Origin of the sequence: Bradyrhizobium sp. 62B (genome assembly GCF_030272265.2) — a bacterium.
Taxonomy (GTDB): Bacteria; Pseudomonadota; Alphaproteobacteria; order Rhizobiales; family Xanthobacteraceae; genus Bradyrhizobium.
Genome location: NZ_CP092841.2, coordinates 4957779 through 4971130, shown reverse-complemented (window position 1 = coordinate 4971130; position 13352 = coordinate 4957779). Strand labels below are relative to the sequence as shown.

General features: G+C 67.5%; 6 protein-coding genes. 5 read left to right on the top strand and 1 reads right to left on the bottom strand.

Annotated elements, in window-relative coordinates; translation table 11 throughout:
* Nucleotides 1-55 precede the first annotated feature (55 nt).
* The 5 genes from ML401_RS23705 (at nt 56) to ML401_RS23685 (ending at nt 7248) form a co-directional block, all read left to right on the top strand.
* Nucleotides 56-928, top strand: coding sequence for an MlaD family protein (locus tag ML401_RS23705; RefSeq protein ID WP_194403292.1), 873 nt, complete (start codon nt 56-58; stop codon nt 926-928).
* Nucleotides 929-1250: 322 nt separating this feature from the next.
* On the top strand, nt 1251-1427 hold the full coding sequence (locus ML401_RS23700; protein WP_194403291.1) for a DUF3311 domain-containing protein: 177 nt from the start codon (nt 1251-1253) through the stop codon (nt 1425-1427).
* Nucleotides 1417-2910: a monocarboxylate uptake permease MctP gene (gene mctP, locus ML401_RS23695; protein WP_259214323.1), complete on the top strand. Its 1494-nt coding sequence runs from the start codon at nt 1417-1419 to the stop codon at nt 2908-2910. The genes ML401_RS23700 and mctP overlap by 11 nt, the downstream gene beginning before the upstream one ends.
* 142 nt (nt 2911-3052) lie before the next feature.
* Nucleotides 3053-6598 (top strand): PAS domain-containing hybrid sensor histidine kinase/response regulator, encoded by a 3546-nt coding sequence (locus ML401_RS23690; RefSeq protein ID WP_285807088.1) that lies wholly within the window; start codon nt 3053-3055, stop codon nt 6596-6598.
* Nucleotides 6595-7248, top strand: a complete 654-nt coding sequence (locus ML401_RS23685) for a response regulator transcription factor (protein WP_285812728.1) — start codon at nt 6595-6597, stop codon at nt 7246-7248. The genes ML401_RS23690 and ML401_RS23685 overlap by 4 nt, the downstream gene beginning before the upstream one ends.
* A gap of 73 nt (nt 7249-7321) precedes the next feature.
* Here the strand turns inward: ML401_RS23685 and ML401_RS23680 are convergent, their stop codons facing one another.
* Nucleotides 7322-13162, bottom strand: a complete 5841-nt coding sequence (locus ML401_RS23680) for an apolipoprotein A1/A4/E family protein (protein WP_285807087.1) — start codon at nt 13160-13162, stop codon at nt 7322-7324.
* Nucleotides 13163-13352: the final 190 nt, after the last annotated feature.

Here is a 13352-nt window from a genome sequence, read left to right as displayed (position 1 = left end):
TGCCTTGGGTTGAGTGGCTGGGTTGAGTAGCTGGGATGAGTAGCCGGAGCACCTGATGGAAACGCGGGCGAACTACGTCTTGATCGGGTCGTTCACGCTGGCGGTGATCGCCGCGGCGATCGGCTTCGTGCTCTGGTTCCAGTCGTTGCATACCACCAAGCAGCGCAGCCCCTTGCGCGTGGTGTTCGAGGGCCCGGCGGCGGGCCTGCGCAACGGCGGCAGCGTCAACTTCAACGGTATCCGGGTGGGCGAGGTGGTCTCGGTGAAGCTCGACAACCCGCGGCGGGTTGTCGCACTCGCCATGATCGAGAACAACGCCCCGATCCGCAAGGACACGCTGGTCGGCCTCGAATTCCAGGGCCTCACCGGCGTTGCCGCGATCTCGCTCAAGGGTGGCGACGAAGCCGCGGCGCCGCCGCCGCTCGACCAGGACGGCATCCCGACGCTCACCGCCGACCCCAACAAGCTGCAGGACGTCACCGAGGCGATCCGTGGCACGCTGCAGAACATCAACAAGATCGTCGCCGACAACCAGGAGTCCGTGAAGAACTCGCTGAAGAATCTCGAGACCTTCACCAACTCGCTCGCGCGCAATTCCGAGAAGATCGACGGCGTGATGGCCAAGGTCGACGGCGTCATGCTCAAGGCCGACAATCTCATGCTCGGCCTCAACACGCTCGCCGGCGGCAAGGACGGCGGCGAGCTGTTCCAGGCGGTGAAGTCGATCCGCGAGCTCGCCGACGATTTCGACAAGCGCTCCGGCGCATTGATGGCCGACGGCCGCCGTACCCTCGGCGACATCAGCCGCGCCGTGAACAATTTCGACCGCAACCCGACCCGCGTGCTGTTCGGCGCCAGCAACAGCGCGCCGGCCGCCCCGCCGCCCGAACCGCCGAAGCCGGCCGCAGCGCCGAGCGGCAGGCGATAGCGCCGCAAGTTCGCGCGAGACGAGGGAGGCGTGCTCTCTCAGCCGACATTGCGCGCGTAGCGACTTGTCCGTCGTAGCCTTGGCGAAGGCGGAAGCAATCCGGACTGTCTTTGCGAAAGGCAATCTGGATTGCTTCGTCGCCAGCGCAAAATTGCTTCGCAATTTTGTCGCGGGCTCCACGCAATGACGGGACGATACGAAAGTATGGGGGTCTGGCCGAGCCAAGGTAGGGGGAGGGGCTGCCGGTCGTTGTCAGCTATATCGCGCTCAAGGCGTGCCCACGACAAGGCGCGTCGACTTCACTCACAGGGGAGGAGAGCGCATGGTACGCCTGCTGCTGTTGTTGCCGTTCATCGGCCTGATGATCGTGCCGTTCTACAATATCCGGGAGCCCTATCTGTTCGGCTTCCCGTTCTTCTACTGGTACCAGCTCGCCTGGGTGCCGCTCACCTCGCTGCTTACCTGGATCGTCTACAGGAGCGTGCGTCGTGCTGGCTGATGTCGATAGCGCGGCGTTCGCCGTATTCCTCGCACTGTTCATCCTCGTCACCGGCATGGGCTTCGTCGCCTCGCGCTGGCGCAAGCCGGAGACGCTCGCCCATCTCGACGAGTGGGGCCTCGGCGGCCGCAAGTTCGGGACCTGGATCACCTGGTTCCTGGTCGGCGGCGACTTCTACACCGCCTACACCGTGATCGCCGTTCCGGCACTGGTCTATGCGGTCGGCGCCTATGGCTTCTTCGCGCTGCCCTACACCATCATCGTCTATCCCTTCGTGTTCGCGGTGATGCCGGTGCTGTGGAAGGTCGCCAAGGAGCGTGGCTATGTCACCGCCGGCGACGTGGTGCGCGGCGCTTACGGCTCGCGCGGGCTCGAGCTTGCGGTCGCGGCCACCGGCGTGCTGGCGACGATGCCCTACATCGCGCTCCAGCTCATCGGCATGGAGGTCGCGATCAAGGCGCTCGGCCTGCACGGCGAGGTGCCGCTCGTGCTCGCCTTCCTGGTGCTGGCGCTCTACACCTATTCGTCGGGCCTGCGCGCGCCGGCGCTGATCGCCTTCGTCAAGGACATCATGATCTACATCGTGGTGATCGCAGCGATCGCGATCGTACCCTCGAAGCTCGGCGGCTACGGTGCGATCTTCACCGCGGCGGACGCGGCGTTCGCGGCGAAAGGCGCAGGCGGCACCTTGCTGTCGCCGGCGCAGATCGTGCCCTACGCCTCGCTGGCGCTCGGCTCGGCGCTCGCCGCCTTCATGTACCCGCATACGCTGACCGGCATCTTCGCGTCTTCGGGCGGCAACACCATTCGCAAGAATGCGATGCTGCTGCCGGCCTACACGCTGCTGCTCGGCCTGCTCGCGCTGCTGGGCTACATGGGCCACGCGGCGGGATTGAAGCTCGCGAGCAACAACGACGTCGTGCCCGAGCTGTTCAAGATGCTGTTCCCGAGCTGGTTCGCGGGCTTCGCCTTCGCCGCGATCGCGATCGGCGCGCTGGTGCCGGCCGCCGTCATGAGCATCGGCGCGGCCAACCTGTTCACCCGCAACTTCTGGAAGGTGTGGGTCGATCCGAAGGTGACGCCGGCCGGCGAGGCGAAGGTCGCCAAGATCACCTCCATGCTGGTGAAGGTCGGCGCGCTGCTCGCGATCCTGCTGATGCCGACGCAGTTCGCGCTCGACCTGCAACTGCTAGGAGGCCTCTGGATCCTGCAGACGCTGCCGGCGCTGGTGTTCGGTCTCTACCTGAACTGGTTCTCGAGCACGGCGCTGCTTGCCGGCTGGGCGGTCGGTCTCGTCGGAGGATCGTGGCTGGCCTGGTCCGACGGGCTGAAGCCGCTGCACAGCATCGACTTCGGCGCCGGCAAGGTCGCGATCTACACCGGTCTGCTCGCGCTCGCGCTCAACATCGCGGTGGCCGTCGCGGTCAACCTGGCGCTCAAGCGCGTACCGCAGCAACGGCTGTCCCGCGAGGCAGCTGAATGACTGCCGTCGGCGGCCGGAGATCTTCCGGCCGCCGCTCTCTCCGGCATGAATAGCCTTCCATGCGATTGAAAACGCCTTAGTATCCGCCGGCGATCCGGCCCCGCTCGTCGCCGGCGGATCGGAGGTCTCGGGTGAGGATGTCGTGCAGGCGTGGTTCGTTCTTGCGGTCGCTGCCGGCTATGTGACCACGCTGTTCCTGGTGGCCTGGTGGGGCGACCGGCGGAGCGCCGCTGGGCCGCTGGTGTCGCCAAACTCCTGGGCGGCCGCGATCAGCTATTGCCTGACGCTCGCGGTCTACAATACGTCGTGGAGCTTCTACGGATCGGTCGGGCGCGCCGCCACCAGCGGGCTGGACTTCGCCACGATCTATATCGGCCCGACGCTGGTGCTGCTGTTCGGCCAGAGGCTGCTGTCCAAGGTGATTGCGATCGCCAAGGCGCAGAACGTCACCTCGATCGCGGACTTCATCGCCGCACGCTACGGCAAGAGCCAGGTGCTGGCGGCCTTCGTGACGCTCGCATCGCTGCTGGGCGTGCTTCCCTACATTGCGCTCCAGCTCAAGGCCGTGGGCAAGAGCTTCGACTATCTCATCCTCCAGCCCGAGCGGGCCGGCGGCGAGGGCTTGCGGTTCTGGCAGGATTCCGCGTTCGGCGTCGCCGCGTCGATGGCGCTGTTCGCGATCGTGTTCGGCGTCCGGCACGTCCACGCCAGCGAGCATCATCGCGGCCTGATGCTCGCGATCGCCTTCGAGAGCGTCGTCAAGCTGCTCGCATTCCTGATCGTCGCGCTGTTCGTGCTGTTCGGACTATCGGGCGGGCCGGCCGCTCTGCTGTCGCAATTCCGGTCGGAGCCGCAGCTCGCGGGAATCCTGAACTTCGATCCGACGCAGCCGGTGTGGCCCGCGACCATCATCATCTCAGGAATCGCCTTCCTGTGCCTGCCGCAGGCCTTCCATGTCGCCGTCGTCGAGAATGAAAGTCCGAGCCACACGCGCACTGCGGCCTGGCTTTACCCGACCTACCTTGCGCTGTTCAGCCTGCTGATCCTGCCGATCGCCGCGGCCGGGCTCAACCGGTTCGGCGCGATGATGGACCCCGACACCTATGTCATCTCGCTGCCGATCGCGGCCGATGCGGGCACCATCAGCCTGATCGCGTTCCTGGGCGGACTGTCGGCCGCCACCGGCATGGTGATCATGACGTCGGTCGCACTCAGCACCATGCTGTGCAACGACGTCGTCATGCCGCTGCTGCTGCGCTCGCGCGTCTTCGGCCTGCGCGCGCAGAGCCGGCCGATGACCTCGGTGCTGGTGACGGTGCGCCGGCTGTCGATACTCGGCATCCTGCTGCTCGCCTATCTGATGCACCGCCTGGTCAATCAGTCCTATCCGCTCACCGTGATTGGCCTCTTGTCGTTCGTCGCGGTCGCGCAATTCGGTCCGGCATTCGTCGGCGGGCTCTTCTGGCCGCGGGCCAACAAGGCCGGCGCCTCGCTCGGGATCGCGGTCGGCTTCTTCGTCTGGGCTTACACGCTGCTGCTGCCCTCGGCCGCGCCTCTGTGGCCTGGGATCGAGGAGATCGTCCGCCACGGCCCGTGGCAACTCGCCTGGCTCAAGCCCAATGCGTTGTTGGGCCTCGAAGGCGTCGATCCGATTTCGCACGCCACGCTATGGAGCCTTGGCGCGAATCTCGTGTGCTTCCTGATCGTCTCGGCGCTCGGACGGCAATCGACCGTCGAGCGCAACCAGGCGGCCGCGTTCGCCGACGGTGTCGTTCGTGAATCCATCCCGAAATTGTCGTCGCGGGTGTTGGTCCGGCTCGACGATCTCCGCGCGCTGGCGCTACGTTTCGTCGGCGTCGAGCGCGGCGCGGCAGCTTTTGACGCTTATCTGGCGGCCCGTGTTGCGGGGATGGGATCGCGCCTTGATCCGTCGGGACTGGTCGATCTCGACTCGATCCGATTCACCGAGAACCTGCTTGCCGGCGCGATCGGTGCGGCATCGGCGCGCGTGGTGATTGCAGCGTCGCTGGAGGGCCATTCGCTGTCGCGGCGGGAGGCGATGGCGATGCTCGACGAGGCCTCGGAGGCGTTGCGCTTCAACCGCAGCTTGTTGCAAAGCACACTGGAGAGCGTGCCGCAGGGCATCTGCGCCTTCGATGCCGATTTCAACATCACGGCCTGGAACGGACGTTTCATCGCACTGTTGGACCTGCCGCCGGATTTCGTGCGCGTCGGGCTTCCATTGGCGGACCTCATCGCCTTCAATGTCGAGCGCGGCGAATATGCCGCCTCCGAATTCGCCGCGCTCCTGGTCAACCGCGACGTCGCCACGCAGAGCTGGCCCTATCTCTACGAGCGCAAGCGGCCGGACGGCACGGTGCTCGAGATCGTCTACGACCGTGCCGCCGAGGGCGGCTACGTCTCGACCTACACCGACGTCACCGAGCGTCATCGGGCCGCGGAAGCGTTGCGACGCGCCAATGAAGGACTCGAGCTGCGCGTCCGCGAGCGCACCGAGGCGCTCGAGCAGGCCAAGGCGGAGGCCGAGCAGGCCAATCTCGGCAAGACCCGTTTCCTGGCGGCGGCGAGCCATGATCTGCTGCAGCCGCTGAACGCGGCGCGTCTGTTTCTGTCCGCGCTCGACGAAAGCCTGCATGCCGCGTCGCGATCCGGCGCGGCCGAGAAGGAGCGAACCCTCACCGGCAGCGCCATCACGGCGCTGCGCTCGACCGAGCATGTGCTCGACCGGCTGCTCGACATCTCCTCCTACGATGCCGGCGCCGTTCGGGCCGAGATATCCGACTTTCCGATCGCTGATCTCTTCGTGCAGTTGAACGTCGAATTCTCCGCGATGGCGCGCGAACGCGGCCTGGTCCTCCGCGTCGTCGATTGCCGCCGCGCCGTGCGCAGCGATCCTCATCTGCTGCGCCGGATCCTGCAGAACCTGCTGTCCAATGCGCTTCGCTACACACCGAGGGGACGCATCCTGCTCGGCTGCCGGCGGCGCGGCAACGCACTGCGCATCGAAGTCTGGGACACCGGCGTCGGCATCGCCGCGGCGGACCAGAAGCGCATCTTCGAGGAATTCCAGCGTCTGGCGCAAGGATCGGAGAAGGGGCTGGGCCTCGGGCTCGCGATCGTCGATCGCGTCTCGCGGCTGCTGGGTCATCCCGTCGATGTTCGTTCGCGGCCGGGTCACGGTTCGTGCTTTGCCGTCACGGTGCCGCTCGCCGGGGGGCCGGGAATGCCGCTCCAGCGCCCGGCTGCGACCGCAGCTCCAGCGGTGGCGGAGCGGCCGCTGACGATCCTGTGTCTCGACAATGATGCGACGATCCTGGAAGGCCTCTCCGCGCTGCTCGGCGGCTGGGGGCATCGCGTGCTGGTCGCAACCGACGCGGCCGCGGCGGAGGAGACGGCCGCGGCCGTCCCGCCCGACATCGTGCTGCTCGATTACCATCTCGACGGCGGCCGCAACGGCTTGGACTTTCTCGACGATCTCAGGCAGAAGTCGGGCCGCGCCGTCCGCGCGCTGGTCGTCACCGGTGATCGCAGCGAGGCGGTGCGCAACGAGGCGAGGGCGCGCGGCTGCGAGATCCTGTCGAAGCCGGTCAAGCCGGCGGCCCTTCGGCGCTTTCTCGGTGGTGAGGCATTGAGCCGACAGTTCGGGACGGAACCGGAGACTCCCTGACGATGCGCATCCTGATCGGCGACGACCATCCGCTGGTGCAGGCTGCGCTACGCAGCGCGCTGTCGAGCATGCTGCCCGATCTCGACATCGTCGCCTGCCAATCGCTGGATGAGGCGATCGGCGTCTTGACGGTCCAGTCCGGCGACATCGACCTGATCCTCTGGGATCTGACGATGCCGGGTATTCAGGGTTTTGCCGCGCTGTTCATCCTGTCGGCGCAATTCCCGACCGTGCCGGTGGCGATCATCTCCGCGCGGCAGGACGCGGCCACGATCCGCCGCGCCATCGCCTATGGCGCATCCGGCTACATTCCGAAATCGCTCGGCCTGCCCGAGATGGCCGAGGCGATCACCAAGATCCTCGCCGGCGAGATCTGGATGCCGCCCAATGTCGGCGGCCGCGGCTCGATCCAGAGCGCCGATGTGGAGCTGGCTGCGCGCATGGCCACCCTTTCGGCGCAGCAGCTGCGCATTCTCGCGATGATCGTGGAGGGCAAGCTCAACAAGCAGATCGCGGGCGAACTCGACATCGCCGAGCAGACGGTCAAGGGCCACGTCTCGACCATCCTGCGCAAGCTCGGCGTCGGCTCGCGCACCCAGGCCGCCGTGCTCGCCGAGCGGCTGTCGTTCGGCCAGCCCGGCGGCAATTGAGCTTCAGGACATCCCTAAAACAAAAACGGAGGCCGTGTGGCCTCCGTTTTCTCATTCGCGGTTGGTTGGCCGCTTACCCCAGCCGGCCCGCCGCATGCGCCAGCAGCGTGTACACCAGACCCGTCTCCGAGGTCAGGTGGCTGCGCAGCTCCTGCGGGCCGCGGCCGTCGCGGGCGACTTCGTCGAGCAGGCGCTCGAATTCGGCGACGTAGCGGTCGACCGTGCCCTTGAAGTTGCGGTCGGCGCGGTACTTGCGGGCGACCTCGTCGAAGGCCTTCTGGCCGGCGGGCGTGTAGAGGCGCTTGGTGAACGCCTTGTTCTCGCCGCGCTGGTAGCGGTCCCACATCTCGGCCGCGAGGTTGCGGTCCATCAACCGGCCGATGTCGAGCGACAGCGATTCCAGCGGATTGCTGCTGGCCTGTGGGGCCTGCGGCTGCGGCGCGGCTGCGGCGCGGCCACGGGAAGCCTCACGTCCGGTCGGTGCACCCTGGTTGGCGTCGGTCCGGTTGAGCAGGTCCGACAGCCAGCCGTCACGGCCCTGGTCGTTGCCAACAGGGGCGACCGGCGGCGCTTCGGTGCGGCGCGAGGGCGCCGGCATGCCGAGGTCCGGCGGCGGCAGCGTGGACGCGCTGCCGGTGTCGCGCATGCGGGTCTCGGCGGCGCGAGCGCCCGCAACGGCCATCATCGGCTCTTCCTGGCGCTGGACGGCGACGGAGGCGCGGCCCGCCGTGGTGACGTCGAGGCCACGGCCGTGCTGGGCCACGATGCGGTTGAGCTCGGCGAGCGCCTCGATCTGGTCGACGATCACCTTGCGCATCTGCGCCGTGCTCTCGGCGGCCTCCTGCGGCATCTCGAGCACGCCGCGGCGCAGCTCGTTGCGGGTGGCTTCGAGCTCGTTGTGCATCTCGAAGGCCATCTGCTTCATGCTGGACACGAGGTTGGTGAACTTCTCGGTCGACTGCTTGAACATCGCATCCGCCTCGTCGGTGGTCTGGCGGTAGATGTCGTGCATGGCATCGATGGTCTGCCGGTGCTCCTCCTCGGATGCCGCGCGCACCGCCTCGAACTGGCGGGTGATCGCGGCCGAGCCGGCGCCGGCGGTCTCGGCGACGACGCGGGCGATGTCGCGGGCACGCTCTTCGGCCGCGGCCAGCGATTCATCGAGCAGGCCGGTGAAGCGCGACAGCCGCTGGTCGAGATCGGCGGTGCGCAGGTCGATCGTGGTGACCAGCGATTCCAGCGCCTGCTTGCGCTCGGCGAGCGAGGCGGTGGTGTTCTTGTTGCTCTGCTCGACGACCTGCGCGGCTTCGACCAGCGCCTTGCCGTGCGCGTCGAACTGGGTCGACAGCTCGCCGAGGTCCTGGAGTGCCTTGGTGGTCTTGCTGTTGAAGACGTTGAGCTGCTCTTCCAGGTTCTGCGTCGCCGCACCGTTGCGCGAGGTGACGTCGTTCATCGCCGAGACGAAGTCGGCGACGCGCGTCACCAGCGCCCGCTCGAGCGAGTTGAGGTTGTCGTGCGCACCGGTCAGCACCTCCTGGAGCAGGATGTTGCCTTCGCGCAGACGTTCGAACAGCGCCACCGTGTCGGTGCGCAGGATCTTGCTGGTCTCCTGCATCTCGGTGACGGCCGCGATCGAGACCTGGCGCGACTGGTCGATCGCGGAACGCGAGGCCTGCTCGAGGTCCTTGAGCGACTTGCCGACCGCGCTGGTGGCGATCTCGCTCGCCGCGTTGATGGTGCGGGCGACTTCCGAGCCGTTGCCCATCATGGTCTGCGAGAAGGCCTGGCCGCGCGTCTCGATCGACTTCAGCGCGTCCGAGGTGACGCGGTCGATGTCGAGGGTGAGCTGGCTGGTCTTCGAACCGATCGCGTCGACCAGCGCGCCGCGCTTGGCGTCGATCATGTTCGACAGGCGGTCGGCCTGCTGCTGCACGTAGGTGACGATCTCGTCGGTCTTGCCGGTCATGGCCTGGCCGAAGCTCGAGCTGGCGGCGAGCACCGAACGCTCGACGTCGGAGGAGCTCGACTTGACCCGCGAGCTCGCCTCGTTGGAGGCCGAGATCAGCGCGTTCTGGGCGTTGAGCGCGCTGGTCTGGATGTCGTTGGTCGCATTCGCGGTGGCCGAGCTCAGCGTACGCTCGATCTCGGTCGAGATCGCGCGGATCTGGCTTGCGGCGTCCGCCGAGGTGGAGGTCAGCGAGGTCTGGGCCTCGCGGGCGCTGTTGAGGATGGTCGAGGCGGTGTCGGCGCCGACCGCGGTCAGCGTACGCTCGATGTCCGTGGTCAGCGACTTGATCTGGCTCGCCGCGTCGGTCGACGCGGAGATCAGCGAGCCCTGGGCCTCGCGCACGCCGCTGGTGAGCGCCTCGATGGTGGCGCCGCCGGCGGTTGCCAGCGCGCGCTGCATCTCGGCCGCGAGCGAACGGACCTGGCTGGTCTGTTCGGCCGAGACCGTGAGCAGGGTGCTCTGGGCGTCGCGGGCGCTGGTGGTGATCGTCTCGGCGGTCGACTGGCCGACCTGCGAGAGCGAACGGTGCACTTCGGCCGCGAGCGACTTGACCTGGTTGGCTGCCTCGGAAGACGCCGTGACCAGCATGTTCTGCGCTTCGCGCGCGCCGGCCGTGATGGTTTCAGCGGTCGAAGTGCCGGCCATCGTCAGCGAGCGCTGCACGTCGGCCGTGAGCGACTTGACCTGGCCCGCCGCGTCCGCGGTTCCGGCAACCAGGGTGTTCTGGGCCTCACGCGCGCCGCTGGTGAGGATCTCGGCGGTCGAGGTGCCGGCCATCGTCAGCGAACGCTGCACGTCGGAGGACAGCGCCTTGATCTGGTTGGCGGTCTCGCTCGAGGCCGCGATCAACGCGCTCTGGGCGTCGCGCGCCCCGGCGGTGATCGATTCCGCGGTGGTGGTGCCGGCCAGCGACAGCGAACGCTGCACATCGGCGGTGAGCGTCTTGACGTGGTTGGCGGCGTCCGAGGACGCCGTGACGAGGGTGGTCTGCACCTCGCGGGCGCCGGCCAGGATCGAGGCCGCGGTGGCAGAACCTGCCGCCGACAGCGTGCGTTCGACGTCGGCCGCGAGACCCTTGATCTGGTTGGAGGCGTCGCCCGACGCCGCGATGAGAGTCGACTGCGCATCGCGGGCGCTGGTCAGGATCGAGTTCGCTGCACCGGTGCCGACCGCGGTCAGTGCCTGTTCGACCTCGGCTGAGGTCATCTTGAGCTGGGCGTTGACGTCGGAGGAGACCGTCATCAGCGACTGCTGGGCGGTGCGCGCGCCGGTCTGGATCGTCTCGCTGGTGTTGACGACGAGGTTGGTGAGCGAGCGCTCGGCGTCCTCGACATGCGAGCGGATCGCGGTCGAGATCATCTCGGCGCGGGACATCATGTCCTCGCTGGCCTGGCGGCCGCTGCTCTCGATGCGGCCGGCAACGGCCTCGACGCGCGAGCCGAGCAGGTCCTCGAACTGCGCCACGCGCACGTCGATGTCGCTCGCGACCGAGCCGACCTTGGTCTCGATGGCGTGCTGGATCTCCTGGAAGCGCGCGCTGACCGTGTCGGTCAGATGCGTGCTGCGGCCGTCGATCATGTCGGCGACGCCGGTGATGCGGCGGTCCACGGCCTCGATCGCCTGCGCTGTGCCGTCGGTGAGCGTCGAGGTCAGCAGCGTCAGACGCGTGTCGATCGACTGCACGGCCTGCGAGGCGCCGTTGGTCACCGTGGTGGTGAGGTAGGTGAGGCGGCTATCGATGGACTCGAGCGCCTGCGAGGCGCCGCCGGTGAGCGTCGTCGTGAGGTGGGTCAGACGGGTGTCGATCGACTGGATGGTCTGCGACGCGCCGTCGGTCAGCGTGCTCGTGAGGTGGTTGAGGCGCGCGTCGATGGTTTCGACGGCCTGCGATGCACCTGAGGTCAGCGAGGTCGTGAGGTGGGTGAGGCGGCTGTCGATCGACTGGATCGCCTGCGCGGCGCCGTCGGTCAGCGACGAGGCGAGCGTGTCGATGCGCCCGTCGATCGTCTCGGTCATCGACTTCGCACGGCTGTCGAACGACTGTTCGAGCGCGGTGACGCGGCCGCCGAGCTGTTCGTCGAAGGTCTTGATGTGGCCTTCGATCGTGGAGTCGAGGCCGGCGATCTTGCCGTTCAGAGAGGCGTCGAAATTGCTGACGCGGTCGCCGATGGTGGTCTCGAACTGCATCAGGCGCTGGTCGAGGATCGCGGTGATCTCGCCGCCGTTGGCGGTGAAGCGGGTGTCGAAATTCTCGACATAGGTCTTCAGCGATTCATGGATGTCCTGCGTGCGCTGGCCCATGCGCTCGACGATCTCGCCGCCGAAGGTCTTCACGGTGCGGTCGAACTCGGAGATGTGGCGCGTGATCAGGGCGCCCAGCGTGCCGGAGTCGCGGGCGAACTTCTCGACCAGCTCGGTGCCCTGGTTCCTGACCAGCTCGTCGAACGCGCTCATCTGCAGCGACAGCGAGTCGTGCGCGGTCTCGGTCTGGCTGACGACCTTGGCGACGAGGGTGTTGACGGTGGCGTCGAGCGCCTCGCTCGCCTTGTCGCCGCTCGTCATGATCTGGCCGGCGAGGCGGTTGCCGGCGTCGTCGATCTTGGCGGAAAGGTCGTTGGAGCGCAGCTCGAGCTCGAGCAGCAGCGAGTCCGAGGAATTCTTCAGGCTGTCGTGCACCTGCTCGGTGCGCTCGGAGATGCCGTCGACGATCGCGGCGGAGCGCTGCTCGAATTCGCCGGTGATGCGGTCGATGCGCTCGTTCAGCATCTCGTGGACGCGGTCGGCGAGATCGACGAACTCGTCGTGGACGTGGCCGGTCTTGAAGTTGAGGCTGGTGGTCAGCCGCTCGCTGGCATCGAGCACGGCGCGCGTGGTCTCGTTGCTGGCCTCCTCGAGGCGGTCGAGCAGGTCGCCGCCGCGCTCGCCGAGCGCCAGGATCATGTTGTCGCCGGCATTGCTCAGCGCGCTGGTGATGTGGGCGCCGCGCTCCTCGAGCGCGCCGGTGATGGATTTGGCGACCTCGTCGACGCGCGAGGCGATCGCATCGGAGATCAGTGCGATGTCGTGGCGCAGATCGATCTGCACGCCGGAGATGGCGCTGCGGACCTGCTCGGCCTGGCCGACCAGATTGTCGCGCTGATGCGCGATGTCCTGGAGCAGGGCGCGGATGCGCACTTCGTTGTCGGAATAGGCGCGCTCCAGCGCGGCGACCTCGTTGGCCACCAGCGTCTCGAGTTCGCCGGCGCGCGCGATCGCGCGCTCGATGCCGTCGCCCATCGCCGCGACTTCGCGGCGGATGGCCTGGCCGACGGTGACCATGGAATCGGAGGCCGAGCCCTCGGGCTCGGAGAAGCGGATCGCGACCTGCGCCATCGCCTGCGCGATCATGCGCATTTCCTGGCCGCGCCAGACGAGGCTTGCGAGGAAATAGAACAGCATGATCGGCGCGAAGAACATCGCGATCAGGCCGGCAATGACGAGCACGCCGCCGCTCTGGCCCATGGCGGCCTGGATCGAGGGCAGGAAGCCGAAGGTCAGCGCGGCGCAGGCCGCGAGCCAGACGCCGGCGAAGATGGTGGCGAAAGTATAGACGCTGCGGGCAGGGCGGCCCTTCTGAAGCGCCTGGAGCAGCTGGCCGATGGTCTCGCGGTCGTCATTGGCGGCGCGGCGCGAAGAGCGGGGCTCCTCGACCGGGTCGAACACGGTCGACCGCTCGTTGGCGGCAGGGCGCGGCTCGAAGCTCGGCTCGTCGAAGATCGGGGGCGGCGCCACCGAGGGCGCGGGCTCGTTGCGCATCGAGGCGTTGCGGCTGGTGTCCGCGGCCGTGTCGCTGATGTTCAGGGCTTCCTGGATCGCAGAAAGCGCAACTTCTGTGGGGTCTTTGACCTTTTTCGGAGTGTTCGCCATGTTCAGTCCGAGCCCTCGTTACTTGTACGCGTCCCCCCGCGAGCCCTGCGCGCTACGCAAGCCCACAGACCGGATCATGCCGCTTGCGCGGATCTCCGAGCCGTCCCCACCCGGACGGCTTGTCCGCCAATTTCTGCAACATCCTATTGGCAGAGCGTCGCGAATGAAATGCCCGCGATTAAGACAATCT

Excerpts from the sequence above, each read along its gene's own strand:
- ML401_RS23680 (WP_285807087.1), bottom strand. The coding sequence starts at position 13,162 with ATGGCGAACACTCCGAAAAAGGTCAAAGACCCCACAGAAGTTGCGCTT.
- ML401_RS23700 (WP_194403291.1), top strand. The coding sequence starts at position 1,251 with ATGGTACGCCTGCTGCTGTTGTTGCCGTTCATCGGCCTGATGATCGTG.
- ML401_RS23705 (WP_194403292.1), top strand. The coding sequence starts at position 56 with ATGGAAACGCGGGCGAACTACGTCTTGATCGGGTCGTTCACGCTGGCG.